Below are 19,287 nucleotides of genomic sequence, written 5' to 3'. Positions count from 1 at the left end.
CAAGCGTTCTGACGTCTACAGAACTTGACACAGCCCAAGCCATGGAAAGCTCAGAAGGGATCGATGCGGCAGCGTCCAATTTCGAAGAGCAGATCGGTGAGGTTTACCAACAGCTTCATGCACGCCTTGGTGCCCTGGACGGCGGTCGCCCGTTGACTGACGGCGCCGGCACCGAGCACAAGGCTCGACGGAACAAGAGTCTTGGTCTTGGTGTGGTGCTGCACCCCTACAGCAGCTCACTCGGTGACCCCCGGATGTTGACCTACACCGTCGGTGATGCCGATCCCGCCCGGATCGGCATCGCGGACCTGCACGGCTGGCTGCTGGTCCTGCATGGCCTCGACAGACTCCAGGATCTACGGAAATACCTGCAATTTCGTGAGGACCTGCGCGCAATCGGTGCGCTCAGCTTCGATGAGACTGACACCGCAGTCGCCTATTTCTCACCAGGCCGCGATGCCAAACTGCGCCGCCATCAACACCAAGTCGCCAGCGCTCGTGCCAACGGCAACCACGTAGTAGCTGCAGTGGCGGCTTATGGCGTTGCCATGCAACGGTCACTGGACTGCCCTGCCCCAGACCTCTCGCATCGCGACCGCTGGCGTCGTCAGCTGTTCACAGACGCCGAAACTCTGCCTTGGTGAGCTGAGCGTCGATCGCCTACGCGACCGCGCCGGCGACCGCGTTCACCACTTTGCCGACTGTATGGTGGCTGATTCCGAGGCGTCGCCCAATTTCCCTGTTGGGCACCGCTTCTGCGTAGCTCAGCCGCAATACGTCTGCGACCTCGTCGGTGCCGATGTTGCGTAGCGACACCTGCTGGAGTACCCGCTCAGCAGCGGTGTGCCAATCCCCATCGACTGTGGCCGGTTGCGGTACCCCCGGGTTCGCGGTGCTCTGTGCCGCCCCGGCGGGGACCGAGGGCTGTGCAGTGGCGGTGCGCGGTGGGCTCGCGGGCTCAGGTGTGGTCGCCGCGGTCGGTTTCGGCGTCACCGGGGTTGAGGGGGTATCAACCGGCCTTTCAGCGGGCACGTGCCCCGTGCGGGCGGGCTGGTGAGCCGTGGTGGCCGGTGCCGCGGTGAGGACTGTGTGGGGAGTTGCTGCGGTGCCGTGTCGGTGGAGTCTGGTAAGTACCTGTAGGCAATGCGTGCTGACTACCAAAGCGGTCGGCGCCACTCCTGCCAGAAAGCCACGCAACCACACGTTCAACGGCTCATCCAGTGGCAGGGTTGCGTGTAGTGCGTTGCAGGCGATGCTGACCAGTGCCCCGCCGGCGAGCACACCCCAGAAGAACCCGCGGTCGCGGGCGCATCGCGGATCACCGGCCATCACCACCACGCCCAGTGTTGCGAGCATGATCGTGCCGTCGACCATCAACGGCCACAGCCATGCCTGCTGTGCCGGGACATGCCCGCGGGTTGCCAGGTCACGCAATGCGGCAAACGACAACGCGAAACTAGCAGCGCCCACACCGAAGGTGATGGCTACCGCCACGCCCCTGGTCGCCGCTAATGATCGCGGCTTCGGTCCGGTCACTGTCGCCTCCTAGCTCGATGTTTCACTGGTTGTCGCACCTGTTTGCTTGGATGGTGCTGCCGCACCTGTCATCGTGTCGCGACCGTTAGGCAACCGGTCTGGGCAGGGTCGTCGGCGGTGCGCATCAGCACCGACCATGACATCGACCGCAAGCCCGGGAATCCGCGTCGTTCTTCGCGTGTGGGGCCGGTGGCCCATGTCGGTGCGGCCAACCGGTGCGGGTGGGCCAGCACCCAGTGATAGATCGGTGGGCCACCGGGGCGCTGTGCCTGCCCCCAGGGGGTGCAGCAGTGGCGGCGGGCGCGATGAACACCGGTGAGTACCACCGCACCCAGCCAGCCGCGTCGCCCCTCATGCCACGCTGCGTCGAGCCCATGCCGCTGTGCCAATGTCAGCCCGTGCGTGTCGACCTCGGACCCGGCGTAGATCATCAGTGGGCCACGGTAGTCGGTGCTGAACGTCGAGTTCTCGACTGATTTGCCGCCCAGTTCGTGTGGCACCAGCAGCATTGACGCCCACGGGCGCCGCACGGTGATCGCCATTGCGCTACCGCCGTCGCTGCGCGGGCGCCGCGGTGGGTTGGCGGTATCGAGCAGCACACCACGGTGGCAGCCCAGATCACCGAGCGGGCAGGTGCACGACACGTCACGCCCACCGGCCTCGCGGTGCACCGCAATCAGATCATCGCGCCGCCCGGCCAGCCGCACGGCGTACTGCACCACCGCACCCATCCGCGCGGTCGGGTCCAGACCAGCGACATCGAAAGGGTTGGCGAACCGGCCTGCGTCAACGGCGATCGCACCCGACGGTATCTTCCCCACCTGGTGGCGTACCGCCTTGGGGTCAAGATCAGTGAATTCCACTTCTGCCCAGCGTGCGAGACGTTGCGGCAGGCTCATCACGCTCATCGCCGTTGCCCGGTGTCATCGACCGGTGGGCGCCCACAGTGCGTGGCCACCAGGGTGGCTAGGGTGTGCAGTTCCACGTTGTTCAGACCGGCCAGCTGGTCCAGTAGTTCCCCGGCCGTCGTGCCGCGCAGGCGACGGCGATCGCACTGGTCGTATCGCACGGTGCGACGGTGAGTCGGGATTGCTGCGGTGAACCCAGCGTTGACCGGCTCGATGACGACGTGCCAGCCGTAGTCGTCGGTCAACGTGCTGGTCAGCCAATACGCCAGGCGCACAGCCTCACTCGGCTGGGTACCGGAAACACTTGGGATCGGCCAAGCACGACGGTCCCCCGCCCAACACCGGCCCGCCGGGTGCCGCACCTGCAACATGGCCGTCAAATGGTGCACGTCGTCGTCGTGCAGGCCGGCCAACAGTCCCAGCAGATGCGCTTGCAAGCTTGGCTGGGGCACGGTCACGCTGTGCACGGCACGCGCCCTGCCCGCGGGGTCGGTGCACGTGAACCCTCGCCGGGTCACCGCCTTCAACTGCCACCCGTGCGCCACAAGCCGTGTTGCACACCAATGCGCCCGACTCAGCTTTGACGGTGCCACCGCCGGCGACACGGCCCGCCCAGATTCGTCTGTGATGGTCATCGGCTACTCCTGTCCTGGGTACTTCGGAAACCGTTGCGGCGGTGTATCGGAGAGCTTCGGCCACACCGGTGCCTGCGGTGCACCGGGCGGCACCAACCGCTCCCACCGGCGACGCTGTGCGGCGGCATCGGTCGCGTCACCGCCGGCTGCCGGGGGATGCTGCGAGGTTCCCGGTCGGCCTGTGGTAGCGCTGGCATCACCGCCCGTGGGCACATGCCCGCTTCGTCCCGCCGCGGCCTCCGGTGCCGTCGCTGTATGTCCGATGAATCCCGGCCCGGTGGAGTTGGTCGGAGTGTGTCCGGTCCGGCCGGCCGCATCACCGTGATGCGTCACCGCATCGTTGACCCGGCCAGCCGTCTTCTTCGCAACGTGCCCCGCCGCGGCGGCGGCGGCTTTTTCCGGGGCCACAAACGCTTCACCGACCTTGGCTGTCGTGCGTGCGGCCTTCGCCGCTGTGGCGGCCGCCCCGCCCTTGCTGGCCTTGGGCTGCGACGATGCCGCCGACTCAGGACTGCCGGTGCTGCGCTGCGCGTTGCCCGACCCGCCATCGTCGCGGCAGGTGCACCGGCTTTGCCGGCAGCGGGGGCACTGTGCTGCGCGCTCGTCGTGGTGCGGATGTGCGCGACGGCCGGGTGCGGCCAGACCGCCACTGCCGTCGTCGGCAACACCGTCCGCTTCCCCACCGCGCTCACCATTTCGACGGCTGCGCAGCTTGTCGAAGATCCGTTTGCCGGCGGCAATCTGCATAGGGTTGCGCCACGCGAACCGTGCCGCACCCCGGGCGACCGACCACGGCGTCGGCAATCCGGCATCGCCGAACCCGTGCATCAACTTGCGGAACCCGCCCGTGGCGCCCAGTGCAACAAGCAGCATCACCATCAGCTTGCCGATCGGAGCGTCGACTGCGACCAGGTCGCCGCGGGCGGTGCGCGCCATCAGAATCACGATCACACCCAGGCCTGCGGTGGCCGCCATCATCTCCACGCCGAACACGACCGACTTCAACCCCGTCTTCTTGGCGTACTGGCGTTGCGGACCCGGCGCGACAGCAACGGCCGCCGCCGGGATCAGCACGAACGTGTGCCAGAACGCCTTGAACCCGATCCGCACAACCTCCAACGCCACGTAGCACATCGCCACCAGCACCACCGCCACAATGAAATTGAGCAGCCCGAACAAACCAACCGCCTCCCCGCTGAGATGGGCGGCATAGGCATAGGCCGCGGTGTTGCCGCACGCTTTCATCGCCTCAACCGGTGTGGTGGCGTGACCGGGAAGCGGCAGAGTCTCAACCACGGTTGATGACCCGGTCAGCAGTGCGGCGTCCCAGGCGCTCGCGCAGTTGGCGTCGGTGTCGATGACGGTGCCGAAATTGACCAGTTGCACAGGTTGGCGGGCCAGGGTGTCGACCATCCAGGCTCCGAGTGCGTCGACCTGGGCATTGGTGACGTCGCCGCCGGCGATCGGCCCGTTGTTGACCACACCCATCGACACCGACAGGCCCAGCCAACGGCCCATGCCCAGCACCCCGTTCGGGCCGGCGAGCTCATTGACCGGATCGTTGAGCAACCATGCCGACAACAGCACCACCAGCAGTCCGCTGAACATCATGCCCATGCCGCGCCCGACGCCTTTGGTCAACGCGACCATCGCGCCAACGGACATGCAGATCACCAACGCTGTTTCCGTCACATGCAGGTAGCTGACGGCCTGCTGAATGCTGACCAGGATCGGTGCGGCCAGCTGCGCCAACCATTGCAGCCACGTCACCGACAGTGCGAACTTGATGAACCACACCGATGCCGCGACGATGAACACCAGGAACCCGCAGCACATCCCCAGCAGTGCCGCGGTGACCGAGTAGCTCATCCCAGCGGTAGAGGCCGACACCAAAGCCGGTACCCATGTGCCCGGCTCCAGCAGGCTGGCATCGCTGACCTGGGTGCGCATGGACTCGCCGACGTTGACCATCGAAATGTAGTAGGCGCCCAACGGCACCCCGTGGCTGTCTTTGAGTCCGCTCCACGACAGGGCCGAGGCCACCCCCTCAGCGGTGGCGTTCGGTGCGCACAGCACCCCGACCAGTCCGATCGTCCACAACGTCTGCGCGAGCAGCCATGCCCGACGCACCCGTGCTGGGCAACCCTGCCACAACGCGACACCCTTCACAGCCCGCCCCCGCTGATGCTGTTGTGTGTCCCGGCGTGTGCACTGATGTCGCGGGTGTCAAACGCCGCCACCAGATCGGGCTGCACCGGAGCCAGCATGTCGACCAGACCGGCCCGACCGAACTCGTCGAGCAAATAGGCGTAGCCGTGCCCGCGCACCGTGCGCAAGTCCAGCACCTCGGGGTACTCATCAGGGTCAATGCCGATCTTGCGGTAAGCCTCCCGGGCGTAGTCCCGCTCGGATGGCTTGAACGGCGTGACCACCCGGTTGGGTAGGTCCTGGGTGCTGATTCCCTCGAAATGCTCGATGTGCTGCGAGATCCCGATCAGCCCGTAGCGTTCCTTGCGGCCCTGGGTGACGATACGCTGGGTGTCTTCGCGCCCCACCGGGGACGCGAAGTAGGAGCGGGCTTCCTCTGCGACGAACCAACCGAAGCCGCCCGGACGACGATTGGGACCGGTGTAGGTTTCGCGGGTCAACGCCGCGATCAGCCCATAGATCGCGAATCCGGCTCGCGCCCTGGCGGATTGCTTCTTGTATTGGTGCAGCTGGTCGGTCTGGGTGGAGTTGGGCAGCTCCAACGCCGCGGTCAACCAGATCACCACATCCTTGTCGGCAATCGGAGGCACCGGCAGGGACTCATCGAACATCGCCCGCAGGAAGTCAACCCGCGCCCACATGTCCAACCGGTTCGTCAGCGCCTCGTACTCGCGGCGCTGCGCGCCGTGCAACCCATCGAGGTAGCGCATCAGCGCGCCCATGCTCTCGGCCACCCGCTGATCGGGGCGTAGCAGGAACCTAAACTGCCGTGCCACATCGGAGTCGGGCTCAGCACCCATCATCGGCAGCAGATGATCCAAGGTACGTTCGACAGCCACCTCCCGAGGGAAGATCCGCAGCCCGTCCATGGACACCTTGCCGCGTGCCGGGTCGAGTACGGCCACTGCGTCACCGTGGTGAGCCAGGGCGGGTTCCCATTCGCGCATGGTGCCCGGGTCGGTGATCGAGACCTGGGAGCCGCGTTTGACCAGTCCATCGACGACGCGCTTAGCTCCTTGTGACTTCCCACCTCCGGGGGCACCGATGAAAAACATGCCGGGGGCGCCGCGACGCTCAGGTGTTCCCTCCAAGTCCAGCAGCACCGGTGCAGGTCGGCGAGTATTCATGTTGCGGGCGAACAGGATTCCGGTGTCATTGCCTAGTTCACTGCTGACCAGGGGGGCAAAGCGTGCCCAGTGCTTGGTGGTGGTCGGTTGGCAGAACTGGCTGCGTGGTGCGCGTTCTTCGCTACCGGTGTGGCCGATCTGCCACAGGGCCAGTTGCGCACCGCCGTGCGGTGCTTTGACCACCGTTTCGAGTTCCTCGGCGAAATGGGTGTGCAGCTGTTGAGCGGCCGTCAACGCGGCCTTGGCCGTACGTGCACCCACGGCCAGCACCGTGGTGGCCTCGACCTCGCGTTCCAGGCCACTGGACCTCAACTCGGCGTTGTAGTCTTCGGCGGAGTCGAAGCGTTCCTGTAGGTCGGTGTGGCTGGCGCGGCGACCCACGCGCTGCCAGGATTGGTCGTTGAGGTTGCGTTGCGCTCGATCAACTCGGGTCAGCGCCCGTTCGGCGGAGTTCAACGTGACGTGCTGAAACCAGTCGACAGCGGCGTCGACATCGACGTCGTAAGGTGCCAGCAGCAGCTCGGCCCGAGGATAGGCGAGCCCAGCGCGTGGCAGTTGCGATACCGGCAGCATCGTCTGGTAGCTGTCTGGTGCTGCGGCCGCGGCCCCGCCGATCCGCAGCACCGGAGTCAGTGCCGGAACGCGACGTCGCCACCAGGAACGGTGAACCCGGCGGGACTGCTGGTCGCCGGCGTCGAAATGGGGCACGTAGGAGGTGAAATCAGCGGAGCTGAGCCGGTCCGGTCCGCCCGGGTCGTGCGGGAACGGCACCTCCTGGGCGCCCCTGGTCCAGTGCCGCAGATACAGCCAGCGGATCTGGCGTGGCGTTGCCGGTGTTGGAGCAAACCGGGCCGGGATCTTCGTCAGGAGCTGGTCCACCAACTCCTGATACCCGGCCAGAGATTGCGGATCGTCGGGGTCTCGGCCGACGATCACGTTTGCGGCTTTGGCGACTCCCCCGGCGCCGTTGCGCCCGGCCATGCCCGCATCCACAGGGATGCGAACCCCGAAAATCTGTTCGTAGAACGGCTCGATCGCCAAGAAGTCCTGCCAGTCGCGGACCTCGCTGACCCAGGCATTGCGGTCGTCGTGCCCGGCGAGCATCCGACTGACGATGCGACGCGGTGACACCACTGCACTGACACCCCAGAAGGTCATCCCCGACGGCAACTGTCGCACCAGTGGCCGATGACCCGATGCCACTTCGTCTTTCATGTCGAAGGGCATCATTCCGCCGGGCTGGCCGGCCAGAATGAACTCCGCGTACACCCCACCGGCGGTGAACACCAGATTGCCGATTACCTCGTCAGGTGCACCCAGGAACCGATCCCCCTGTGAAGCGGTCCGGCCACGATGCTGGGTTGTGAACAACCCCGACAGCAGCCACCACAGTCGATACAGCGGTGAGGGTTTGGTGACCGGGACCTGCCGGGCCGCCACAGTCAACGCGCCGGTCAGGCCCGCGCCGATAATGAAGATCGCCGCCGCATGACCCGATTCCAAACCAGACTTGGTCGCCCACAAGGTTGCCGCGGCACCGGCCAGGAACGTGGCCCCGTCCCAGATGCGCCACGGTGCAAACCACAACCGGGTGCTCTCGTCGATATGGGAGACATAGATGGGGAAATCCCGCACATCGGCGTACACCCGTGCGGTGCCATGCTGAGCGGGGCCGCGTCCTGTTTTACTCATCGCCAGACCGTGGTGTTACCGGCCGAACGACCCGGAGGTGATCCCACCGCCGTGCCGATCGATGGTGTCCTTGGTGCTGCTCATCAGCCCGACCGCACCCAGGATGATCGCACCCAGTGCCACCCCGCCGATCACCTTGCCCGCTGCCGCGCCGAACCCCTTCACCAGACTGAACGCCCCGGCGGCCGCACCGACCATGAGGGTCAGCACGGCCAACGGCATCTTGGCGTCCTCCCACAGTGATGGGATCGCCGTCAGCAGGTCCCCCGTAGCCAGTGTTGTGACAATCATCTTCGTACTTCCTTTCGGTTGTGTGCCAACTGCTTTCGGTTACACTGCTGGTGTTGCGGAGGTGTTGCGACCGTAGGGCGCCACGGCCTCCTTCAAAGTTCGGACGATCGAGTCACGCTGGCGTGAGTCCAACCCGGATATGCGCAAGCCATGCGGTCGGCCAGCTGTCATCCGTTGCGACAGACCGTCGATGCGGTCCGACAGTGCGGCGGTGTCGGTGGAGGAAAGGGCGCGTTGCACCCACGCGATGCCGCCGCCGTGCCCCACCGGGGAGGCCGCGTACAGCAAGCCGGCCAAGGAATCCCGAGCGATCGTCGCCCACATTGTGAACTCCTGGTTGCGAGCCAGCCGGGCGCAGACCATATCGGCCACCAGGGAAGCGTCGTAGGCGCTGGCGATCGCGGCGGTCAGATCGCCGGCGAACCGGTCGTCGCGTGCTGTGGTCATTGGGTCTCTTCTTTCGGTTCGGTCGTCGTTGCTCATGAGCCGGCCGGGTGTGCCGGGTTGACCACCGGTGTCAGCTCGTCATCGACCGACACCGCGGGGGTCTGGTCGATACCGGCGACGACCCAGCGGCCGCCGAGCCCGCGCAGGGTCAGCGGATAGGTCAGCTGCATCGGTGCGTACTGGGAGGTGACCGCATCGGCTCGGGCCAGGACCCGCACGGTTTGGTGCTCGGTCGGGGTGGCCGGTGGGGTGCCGCCGGCAGCACGAACCCCGGTTACCGTCACGGTCTGGTAGGCATCCCCCAGGCCGGTCAGCATCGACTCAGCGCTGGTGAACCGCTCCACCCCACCAGCACTGGTCAGATACGCCGTCAAAAAGCCCTGCACCGCGGCGAATGCAGGATCGGAGGCCGCCAACGTTGCCGTGTAGGGCAGGGGCAGCTCTGCTCCGGGACCAGGGCCGCCCACGCGGGCGGGCAGACTGATCGCACGTGGCCCGTACTTCGACCACAGCACCGGAACCCGATACAGTGTCCTGTGGGGGCTGGCCGACTCGTAAGGCCGCTCGTTGACCCCGACCACGACCGAATACAGCTCAGCGTCATGCTTTTTGCCGCCCATTCCTGCGAAACTCACCGCCACCACCGTCGGAGAGGTGATGACCAGTGCCGGGGTGGCCGGCAGACGCATCTCGGTGGGGTTGACCGTCACGAACTGAGCAAGGGTGGTGGTGTCCGAGTTGGTCGCGGTGAGCCACGATGAGACGTAATCCTGAACGAATGAGCTCACCACAGCTGCCTTGTTGACCGCCGTACGTGACGGACCTGCCACATCGACCGGTGCACCGAACAGCCACTGCCACACCAGATTCAGACCAGCCAAGGCCGCTAGGCCCAGCACGATCGGGCGGCCCAGGCGCCGCCCCCAGCCTTCAATGCCGCCCAGGCGTGCAGTCCAGGTTCGGTTCAGTTTCACGGGTGCTCCAGCGGGTCGTAGCCGATGATCTTCAAGCTGCTGATCGCGAACGTCGCATCCACCGGATCGGTGTTGCGGTTGCCGTCGCCGAACCCGCCGAACGCCGGAGGCGGGCTGAGCACACCCAGTGGCCCGGGACTCGACGTCGGCGCGGACTCCGGTTCGATCGGAGGACGTGAAGTCTGGCGGATCAGCATCTGCACCCGCGAAGCCAGCGCGGGCGGGCGGATCGGTTGCACCGCCTCGCCGTGGACGTTCTTGGTCTCCTGGGTGACCAGGGTCGCGTTGGTGTCGTTGAACAGGTACTGCACCGTGGTCACCACCCGATGCTGACCCCACTGCTTGGTGCCACTGCGGTCTGGGCCGATCCATCCCGGGGTCAGCGAAATCGCCGTGACGGCATAGGTCTTGCCCAAATCAATGTTGATGACCTGGCCGTCGGCGCCACCGCGAGCACACACGAACGCCGCGTAAGGGTCCTCACCGGACATGGTCTGCGCCGCTGTGGAACCGGCCTCCGGCAGACATGACCCGGCGGCATCGGCGGTATAGGGCAACGGACGATCATTGCTGGGCGACGGCGGCGCGACCGTCGGTGATGCACTGACCGGCGAAGCTACCGGATCGACCACCGACACGGCCCGCGCCGGCGGCTTCGGTTCGCCGGAATAGAACACCATCGCCCCTAGAACCGCCGCCACCACCAACGCCGCTGCGCCACCGGTGAAAGCGATCGCAACCTTGCGGTTATAGCGTTCTTTGACCGCTGGCTGTTGCAAACCCAGATCCGTCACGAAACCGCTACCGGACGCAAGCGGATCAACCGGATCGAGCAGCCCAGCGACCAAATCGACAGGTTCGCACGGGTAGTCGGCGCCGACATCACCGTCGCCGGTCTGCCGCCCCCAGCTGCCCACATCGGCAACCTGCGCATCAGGATCACCGTCGGCATCGACGACATTCACGCCGGACTCGAAAGGCTCGACGGGCCGGCCGCCGAAATTGACCTCGCGCACCAACCCGTCATCGGCCAGCGGCGCGTAATCATCCTCGTCGCTGTTCAGCGCGTTGAGGAAGTCAGCGTTGTCGGCGGTCAGTTCAGCGGCGGTCATCGCTGCCCCGGCGTGCAATGACGAGTGCCCGCCTCACCGCGGTGACTGAGCTGTCGCCGCTGGTGCGGCAGCTGCGCCACCGGTGCCGGCGACTGCTTTTGCGGAGTCCACACAACAGTGGGTCCCGGCATGAACGGGGTACCGGCCAGTTGCACCCAAGTGCGACCGCCGGCGTCAACACCCCAACTGGGCTCGGCAGGCATGTAGTGATGTGCGTACGGACTGTGACGCGACCGGCGCGCCCGGGCCGTGATTGCGCACAACCCGGCCACAAGGGCCGCGATGACCAGCAGAACCAACAGTGCCGGCATCGCCAGCAGGGCTAGCAGGAACATCACCACTCCTCGCGTCAAGAGTCCTCAACCACAACACCCATAGTGTGTATCATCCGAAGTAATAACACAAGAAAAGGCAAAAAAACATCATGACACCTGATCGGTACGATGACCTGCGCCGCGAGTGGATCGCGCGACACGCAGGCATCTTCACTATGCAGAACCGGCGAGCTGAACTGCTCAACCGTCGCATCCGCCACCGACACCGCGAGGCCGCCGGTGCTCGCCCCGACCAACACGACGACGCACCATCCCGCCCGCTGCTGGCCCGGTACGCCAAGATCAACACCGTCGAAGGCGTCCTAGAAGCCGGTGCCGCCACCATCGTGGCGATCGCCGCACCGATCGGCTGGCCAGCAGGAAAACTGCTCTACCACCGCATAGAGGCACTCATCCCCGACCGGCTGCGCTCCTACCCGATACCTGCCCTGCTCTGGTCGGCCGCCGCGATCGGCACAATCACCACCGCCGCCTACATCCTCGGCGACCACAGCACCACCGTGACCGCCACCTTGATCGCACCGTGGATCATGGCGCAACTGCCCGCAACCCTGCTCACCGCCGGGTGCTACGGAATCCTCAACGGCTGGCTAGCCATCGACGGCTCAACCGACTGGTGGCCACTCACCCCACCGCCGCCAGCCGTCGACCTCGACGTCTCCATGCTGCAAGCCGACGACCTAACATTCCGATCGATCTTCGCCACCGCTGACCCACCAGCACCATTTCCCGACCTGCCCCCCGTGGCCCACACCCCAGGCCAACCCGTCCGTCTGGTCGTCGCCGGCCTGCTGGTGTGCACACTCGGCACCCTGTGGACCACCACCACCGTCGCAATCGATCTCAAAGAGTTCCTCTTATCACCGGGACCTCAACCCACACTGGGAATCTGACCACCGTGGTCATGGCTGGGGCACTGAAAATGCGATGCTGGCTGGAGGCTGCGATGCGACGACTGGCGATCGTCACGATGACCACGGCGCTGTGTATCGCATTCGCGCCGATGCCCGCTGCTAAGGCGGCCAACATGACGGTGGGCATGAGGCTTCAATTCGAAGGCCACAGCTGCTCTCTTGGGTTCTTCGGGTTCGATGCCCACAAAGATCGGTTGGCTGTGACATCCGGCCACTGCGCGCACAGGTTGAACGAACCTGTATACAACGACAGCCATGTGCAACTTGGCGAGGTCGTATCCTTGCAGCGTGACGTTAAGGACAGCAATGGCAATCTGACGGGATCGCGCGGCTACACGATCATCTTCATATACGGACGGTTTTCGATTGAACCGTTTTTTGCTCGATCCGGATCAATCAGTGTTGACGACTCGGTTAGTAAATTCGGCGGTCGTACAGGTATGACTCACGGGCATATCACCAGGATACAAGACAACAGTGACCGCCCTGATCTGGCATTGATGTCTAGCGACATGGTTCAACTTCCCGGGGATTCGGGATCACCGTGGTACACCAGCGGCCCCACACTAGTCGGAATTGCTTCAAGTGGTAATCAAGAGCGTGAAGGAGGCGGCGCAGGGAGTCAAGCGCAGCCCATCAGTGATGTATTAAAGATGATTAGAACAGTTGCTCGCTACGGAGATGGATTCCACGTTTGGACTCAATAGCACCGTGTTTGTACGCAGCTTTGGCTGCGCCCCGACTGAAAGCAATTTTCGGTTAAACCGCGGCGGGTTTGTTGGCCGCCATCGCCCCGCGGCCGCTGGATTGGGCGATCAGACTGCGCGCTGCCTGATCGTAGAGAGCTTTGACGATCGACCAATCTGGTATCTCGACGGAAACCCCCGGCGTCCCACGAATCACCAGTCTTGCGTGGTTGACATCAGCGGGTAGGAGCTCCTGCCAACGGATTGTCGCCCCCAGCTCCGACGACAGCTGCTTTTCGCCACTGTTCTGCCCGAAGCTCTGGGTGCGACGGTTCGTCAACGGTGACCAGTTCTCCGCGGCGGTCAACAGGTCCTGTTCATGGGCGCCGTACATCACCAGCGTCGCTGGGAAGGTCTGTCGCAACTCCTCGGCGTAGTCGCGGCCGTAGACGGTCACCGTCTGCGCCGATGCCTGCACCGCGGCCACCAGGTTGATACCCAGCCCGCGGCCCTCCCCGACGATGCGCCGCAACGTGGGCAGGGGGGCGGTGTTGGGCAACTCGTCGACAATCATCAGCAGTCGGTGCATCTGCTCACGTCCCGCTGTCTTCTCCCGCCACCGGCGCACCAGGGAATCCAGCAACGTGACAGCCGCCCCGGCGACTGTGCCGTCGGCCGGCGCCAGCACAAACAACGTCGCTTGTGGGTCATCGAGGAACGACAAGTCGAACGTCGGATTGGCAGACCTATCGTCGAGTGCGGTGCGCAGCCACGGCATGATCGCCTTACGCATCGTGATCGCCACCGAGTCTCGCTGCCGCGCATCCATATCCAAAATCCGGTGTAGCATCGTCGCCAGTACCGGGTATTCCTCGCACCGATCAGCGGCCTGCATCCAACCTGGGTTCATGTCGTCGTCAGGGTTGATGTTGTCCACGGCCTGCAATACCCAGCCCATTCCGAGGCCGCTCGCTCGCGGGCCGTATGCCTTCTGTGCAGCCGCCGTCGAGGCCGCGTACAGGAACGCCGACAACGGTCCGGCTGCCTGCGATTCCCAGATCCCGCTGTCGGAGACCTGGTCGACTCCGCTGCCCAAACCCACCGTTGACATCTGTAGAATCGTCTCCGCCACCGTGAGCGCTTCACGAGCCGTGGTGATCGTGACCGTCGGGTCGTAGCTGAAACTGTGCACACCGTCTGGGTACACCGGGGATGCAACGGGACGCAGGTCGATCAACGCCCGCGGTCCATACCGGCGTTCCATCACGTGCTGCATCAGGTCGTCCTTGCTCGACACCACCACGGCCGGCCCACCCCACAGCACCGCCGCCGGCGCCAAGATGCGCCGGGTCTTACCGGTCTCGGTAGGGGCTGACACCAGCAGGTGCGCGGCGCTGTTGGGCACGTACAGCTGCTGGGCGCCGTTGCGCAACCGCCGACGCATGAAACCGCTGTAGGGGGTGGCAGGCTTGACGTACGGTGCTTCACCAATCCCAGCCATGCGTACTCCTCTAGTTAATGAGACAGAATGAGGCAGTTTAACATTTGAACGTTTCGGGGTGCCGTTACCGGCGATTCACATGGTGGGACATAGTGGGTGGGTTACATCGGCGCGGCGGCAGGCGGAGCATGGGGTCGATTCACCAGGTGATCGAGGCGCTGCGGCAGGCGCCGTCGAACTCCGAACGCGGTACGGAGTTCGAGAAGTTGATGGTCCGCTACTTCGAGTTGGACCCGATGCTGGCCCAGCAGTACGACCAGGTATGCCGGTGGATCGACTGGGACGGCCGTAACGGGCGCACCGATCAGGGCATCGACCTGGTGGCCCGCGAGCGTGATACCGGGGAGTTCACCGGGATTCAGTGCAAGTTCTACGAACCCGAGAACACCCTGCCCAAGGGGGAGATCGATTCGTTTCTCAACGAGCTCGGCAAGGAGCCGTTCACCAAGGGCATCATCATCTCCACCACCGACAAGTGGGGTCCCAACGCCGAGGACTCCCTGGAGGGCCGTTCCAAACCGGTGAGCCGGATCGGGTTGGACGTGATCGCCGAATCCCGCATCGACTGGGACATCGCCTGGACTCCCACCGGCCAGCTCGACGCCACCCTGACCCCGGCGAAGCGCTACGGGCCACGCCCGCACCAGCAGCAGGCCATCGACGCGGTGCTGCACGGCTTCGCGACCGGCAATGACCGGGGCAAGTTGATCATGGCGTGCGGCACGGGCAAGACGTTCACCGCACTGCGCCTGGCTGAGCGGGTCGCCGCCGACAACGGCGGTGTCGCCCGAATCCTGTTCCTGGTCCCCTCGATCTCCCTGCTGAGCCAGACCCTGCGGGAATGGACCGCCCAAACCGAACTGGACCTGCGCGCCTTCGCCGTCTGCTCCGACACCAAAGTCTCCCGCACGGTAGAGGATTTCAACGTCCACGACGTGCCGATCCCGGTCACCACCGACCCGACCCGCCTGGCCGCTGAGATGGCACACCGCAAACGGGCGGCCGGGCTGACAGTGGTGTTCTCCACCTACCAATCCCTACCCGCCGTCGCGGCCGCCCAGCAGGCTGGGGTCGACGCTTTCGACCTGGTGATCTGCGACGAAGCGCACCGCACCACCGGGGTCACCCTGGCCGGTGAGGACGAGTCGAACTTCGTGCGCATCCACAACCCTGACTACGTGCACGCGGCCCGCCGGCTGTACATGACGGCGACCCCGCGGATCTTCGCCGACACCGTCAAAGACAAAGCCGACGCCCATTCGGCTGAGTTGGTGTCGATGGACAACGAGCACGTCTTCGGCCCGGAGTTTCACCGGCTGAGCTTCGGGGAAGCCGTCGAACGCGGCCTGCTCACCGACTACAAAGTGCTCGTCTTGACCATTGACGAGTCGGTGATCGCCTCCCGGCTGCAACGCGAACTGGCCGGGTTCGCCGGCGAACTACCGCTCGATGATGCCTCCAAGATCGTCGGCTGCTGGAACGGGCTGGCCAAACGCGTCGGCACCGGTGGCGGTGGCGGGTTCGCACCCGGTGAGGCACCGATGCGCCGCGCAGTCGCGTTCGCGAAAGACATCAAGACCTCCCAGCAGCTCGCCGAGATGTTCCCCCGCGTCGTCGAGGCATATCAGCAGATGCTCGACGAGCACGCCACCGACGGCCAACCTGTCGATGACACCAACCGGGGGCTCACCTGCTCAGTGCGCCACGTTGATGGGACGTTCAACGCCCTGGCCCGCAACCATCAACTGTCCTGGCTCAAAGGTGTTGTCGCCGAGGACGAATGCCGCATCCTGTCCAACGCCCGGTGTCTGTCCGAAGGGGTAGACGTGCCCGCTTTGGATGCGGTGCTGTTCCTCAACCCCCGCAACTCCGTCGTCGACGTCGTGCAATCCGTCGGGCGGGTGATGCGCAAAGCCGAGGTCAAGGACTACGGGTACGTCATCCTGCCCGTCGCGGTCCCCGAAGGCGTCGCACCCGCGCAAGCCCTCGGTGATAACCAGCGGTTCAAGGTCGTCTGGCAGGTGCTCAACGCCCTGCGCTCCCACGATGAGCGCTTCGACGCCATGGTCAACTCCATCGCGTTGAACGGCAAGCCGGACACCACAACCGGTCACGGCAGCACCCTGATGAGCGACCACATCGGCCCCATCACCGACAGCCCCGACGGTGCCGCCGCGACCGCCGGCAGTGATGAGGCCACCCGCCAGCAGTTGGTGCTGTTCTCGGTGTCGGCGTGGCAGGAGGCGATCTACGCCCGCATCGTCGACAAGGTCGGCACCCGCACCTACTGGGAACAATGGGCTTCCGATGTTGCCGACATCGCCGCCCGCCTGGTCACCCGCATCACCGCACTACTCGACAACACCCCTGCCGCCACCGCAGGGTTCGAGGCATTCCTCACCGGCCTACGCGACAACCTCAACAACTCCATCACCCGCGCCGACGCCGTCAGCATGCTCGCCCAGCACCTGATCACCAAACCGGTGTTCGACGCCCTCTTCGCCGGGCATGACTTCGCCACCCACAACCCGGTATCCCAGACGATGCAGACGATGGTCGACAACCTCGGGGATGCCGGCCTGGAAGCCGAAACCGCCGGACTGGAGGGCTTCTACGCCTCGGTACGCCGCCGCGCATCGGAAGTGAGCAGCGCCGAGGGTAAGCAGCAGGTCATCGCCGAGCTCTACGAGAAGTTCTTCCGCGTCGGCTTCAAGAAGCAAGCCGATGCCCTGGGCATCGTCTACACCCCCACCGAGATCGTCGACTTCATCCTCCGTGCCGTAGACACCGTCTCCCGCAAGTGCTTCGGGCGCGGCCTCACCGATGAGGGTGTGCACATCCTCGATGGGTTCACCGGCACCGGCACCTTCATCACCCGGCTCCTGCAATCCGGGCTCATCCGCGCTGATGACCTCACCCGCAAATACACAGCCGAGTTGCACGCCAACGAGATCACGCTGCTGGCCTACTACATCGCCGCGGTCAACATCGAAACCACCTACCACGCCCTGGCCGGCAAAACCGCCGGCGCTGACGCCTACGAGCCGTTCCCCGGCATCGTCCTAGCCGACACCTTCCAAATCTCGGAGGCCGGCGACTCCATGGACTCAATCATGTTCCCCCACAACAACGCCCGCATCGAAAGGCAGCTCGCGACGCCCCTGAAGGTGATCGCAGGAAATCCCCCGTACTCCGTTGGGCAGACCAGCGCCAACGACCTCAACGCCAACGTCAAATACCCGACCCTCGACGAGCGGATCGAAACCACCTACGCCAAACGTTCAACCGCGACCAACAAGAACAGCCTCTACGACTCCTACATCCGCGCCTTCCGCTGGGCCACCGACCGCATCGGCGACACCGGCATCGTCGGGTTCGTCTCCAACGGCGGCTGGGTTAGCAGCAACACCGCCGACGGGATGCGACTCTCCCTGGCCGACGACTACACAGCGATCTACGTCTACAACCTGCGGGGAAATCAGCGCACTTCCGGTGAAGAATCTCGCCGGGAGGGCGGCAAGGTATTCGGCTCCGGTAGCCGCAACACCGTCGCCATCTTCATCGGCATCAAAGACCCCACCCGCACCGGGCCGTGCCAGGTGTTCTACCGCGACATCGGCGACTACCTCAGCCGTGAGGACAAGCTACGGATCATCGGCGAGTCTCAACTCGACGTCCTCAGTTGGGAACACATCGCGCCGAATGCACAGGGGGACTGGACCGACCAGCGCGACGACACCTTCAGCACCTGGCCGGCCATCGGAGAAAAGAGACCCGATACCGACCAGCTCACCGTGTTCCGTCTTCATTCGGGTGGCCTGAAATCCAATCGAGACGCCTGGGTCTATGGATTCGCACGTGTTGCAGTCGAATCAAACGTCAGGCAGTCAATCGACTTCTACAACACGCAGGTTGACGCTTTCGTCGCACATTGCTCGGTGCACCGCTTCGCAGACCGTAAGGCCGAAGCAGACCGGTTCATTGACGTTGACCCGACAAAAGTGAGCTGGGGGGGAACGCTCAGGGCGGACTTCTCCGCAGGTACGCACCATGCCTACGACCCCGACTCCATCACAGTCGGCCTGTACCGTCCCTTCACCAAGGAGTACGTGTACTTCAACAAATCGATGAACGAACGGCAGTATCAGCTCCCGTCGATGTTCCCAACGCCGCACCACACGAACCTCGGGGTCGTGCTCACCGGTCCGGCGTCGCACTTCGAGTTCACACCGTTCATCACGGACCTACTACCCAACCTGCACACACTGGACACTGCACAGTTCTTCCCTCGCTGGACCTACGAGGCGGCCGAATCTGATGACGGCGGAATGGATTTCAGGGCGGGCGATGGCGGTGAGGTCGACGAGTACGGTTACAGGCGGGTGGACAACATCACCGACGCCATCCTCAAGCTCTACCGCGAGGCCATCGGCGGCCAGGTTACCAAGGACGACATCTTCTTCTACGTCTACGGGCTGCTGCACGACCCGGCCTACCGCAGCGCCTACGCCGCCGATCTGAAGAAGATGCTGCCGCACATCCCCACCCCGGAGACCCGGGACCGGTTCGAGCAACTGGCCAACGTCGGTCGTCGGCTGGCCGATCTGCACGTCAACTACGAGACCGTGGACCCCTACCCGCTGGACGTTCAACTCAAGCCGGGCGCCAACGCCACTGACCGCGAGACCTGGCGGGTGCAGAAGATGAAGTGGCGCAGCAAAACTGACCACACCGCCATCGTCTACAACGGCGCGGTGACCGTCGCTGGCATACCCGAGGAGGCCGAACGCTACATGCTCGGCTCCCGGTCGGCACTCGCTTGGATCATCGACCGCTACCAGGTCAAGACCGACCCGGCATCGGGCATCGTCAAGGACCCCAACGAGGGGTGTCGGTAAGGATCGTGTCACCAGGTACAAAC

At 64.8% G+C, this 19,287-nt stretch carries 14 protein-coding genes and 1 pseudogene; 5 read left to right on the top strand and 10 right to left on the bottom strand.

Going from position 1 to position 19,287, the window contains the following annotated elements; genetic code table 11:
• Window positions 1-644, top strand: a 644-nt coding sequence (locus KIH27_RS20315) for a hypothetical protein (RefSeq protein WP_214094781.1), incomplete at its 5' end; no start/stop codon positions are given.
• A gap of 16 nt (window positions 645-660) precedes the next feature.
• On the opposite strand, the gene KIH27_RS20310 is transcribed toward KIH27_RS20315, so the two are convergent.
• The 9 genes from KIH27_RS20310 to KIH27_RS20270 form a co-directional block, all read right to left on the bottom strand.
• On the bottom strand, window positions 661-1,536 hold the full coding sequence (locus tag KIH27_RS20310) for a DUF2637 domain-containing protein (RefSeq protein WP_214094780.1): 876 nt from the start codon (window positions 1,534-1,536) through the stop codon (window positions 661-663).
• A 68-nt stretch (window positions 1,537-1,604) separates the two neighbouring features.
• Window positions 1,605-2,399: an ASCH domain-containing protein gene (locus tag KIH27_RS20305; RefSeq protein WP_214094779.1), complete on the bottom strand. Its 795-nt coding sequence runs from the start codon at window positions 2,397-2,399 to the stop codon at window positions 1,605-1,607.
• 41 nt (window positions 2,400-2,440) lie between these two features.
• Window positions 2,441-2,902, bottom strand: a complete 462-nt coding sequence (locus tag KIH27_RS20300; protein ID WP_214094778.1) for a hypothetical protein — start codon at window positions 2,900-2,902, stop codon at window positions 2,441-2,443.
• A gap of 180 nt (window positions 2,903-3,082) precedes the next feature.
• Window positions 3,083-5,209 carry a hypothetical protein gene (locus KIH27_RS20295; protein WP_214094777.1) on the bottom strand — a complete coding sequence of 709 codons (2,127 nt, stop codon included), beginning with the start codon at window positions 5,207-5,209 and terminating at the stop codon, window positions 3,083-3,085.
• A gap of 35 nt (window positions 5,210-5,244) precedes the next feature.
• Complete coding sequence (locus KIH27_RS20290) at window positions 5,245-8,106, bottom strand: ATP-binding protein (protein ID WP_214094776.1); 2,862 nt, start codon at window positions 8,104-8,106, stop codon at window positions 5,245-5,247.
• A gap of 15 nt (window positions 8,107-8,121) precedes the next feature.
• A complete protein-coding gene (locus tag KIH27_RS20285; RefSeq protein ID WP_214094775.1) occupies window positions 8,122-8,397 on the bottom strand; it encodes a hypothetical protein in 276 nt (91 codons plus the stop codon).
• A 39-nt stretch (window positions 8,398-8,436) separates the two neighbouring features.
• Entirely contained in the window at window positions 8,437-8,844 is a 408-nt protein-coding gene (locus KIH27_RS20280; RefSeq protein ID WP_214094774.1) for a hypothetical protein, read from the bottom strand.
• 32 nt (window positions 8,845-8,876) lie between these two features.
• Window positions 8,877-9,632 (bottom strand): conjugal transfer protein, encoded by a 756-nt coding sequence (locus KIH27_RS20275; RefSeq protein WP_307856959.1) that lies wholly within the window; start codon window positions 9,630-9,632, stop codon window positions 8,877-8,879.
• A 182-nt stretch (window positions 9,633-9,814) separates the two neighbouring features.
• Window positions 9,815-10,597, bottom strand: coding sequence for a hypothetical protein (locus KIH27_RS20270; RefSeq protein ID WP_214094772.1), 783 nt, complete (start codon window positions 10,595-10,597; stop codon window positions 9,815-9,817).
• Between KIH27_RS20270 and KIH27_RS20265 the strand changes: the two genes are divergently transcribed.
• The 3 genes from KIH27_RS20265 (at window position 10,592) to KIH27_RS20255 (ending at window position 12,886) form a co-directional block, all read left to right on the top strand.
• Window positions 10,592-10,951 (top strand): hypothetical protein, encoded by a 360-nt coding sequence (locus tag KIH27_RS20265; RefSeq protein WP_214094771.1) that lies wholly within the window; start codon window positions 10,592-10,594, stop codon window positions 10,949-10,951. The genes KIH27_RS20270 and KIH27_RS20265 overlap by 6 nt on opposite strands.
• 469 nt (window positions 10,952-11,420) lie before the next feature.
• Window positions 11,421-12,158 (top strand): hypothetical protein, encoded by a 738-nt coding sequence (locus KIH27_RS20260; RefSeq protein ID WP_214094770.1) that lies wholly within the window; start codon window positions 11,421-11,423, stop codon window positions 12,156-12,158.
• Between the two features lie 11 nt (window positions 12,159-12,169).
• Entirely contained in the window at window positions 12,170-12,886 is a 717-nt protein-coding gene (locus KIH27_RS20255; protein WP_250150466.1) for a chymotrypsin family serine protease, read from the top strand.
• 52 nt (window positions 12,887-12,938) lie between these two features.
• Here the strand turns inward: KIH27_RS20255 and KIH27_RS20250 are convergent, their stop codons facing one another.
• Window positions 12,939-14,309, bottom strand: a complete 1,371-nt coding sequence (locus KIH27_RS20250; RefSeq protein WP_250150467.1) for a type IV secretory system conjugative DNA transfer family protein — start codon at window positions 14,307-14,309, stop codon at window positions 12,939-12,941.
• A gap of 185 nt (window positions 14,310-14,494) precedes the next feature.
• On the opposite strand from KIH27_RS20250, the pseudogene KIH27_RS20245 reads away from it, so the two are divergent.
• Window positions 14,495-19,258, top strand: a pseudogene (locus tag KIH27_RS20245) (DEAD/DEAH box helicase); the annotation flags it as partial.
• Window positions 19,259-19,287 lie beyond the last annotated feature (29 nt).

Source organism: Mycolicibacter acidiphilus (assembly GCF_018455725.1).
Taxonomy (GTDB): Bacteria; Actinomycetota; Actinomycetes; order Mycobacteriales; family Mycobacteriaceae; genus Mycobacterium; species Mycobacterium acidiphilum.
This window is presented reverse-complemented; position numbering and strand designations above follow the sequence as displayed.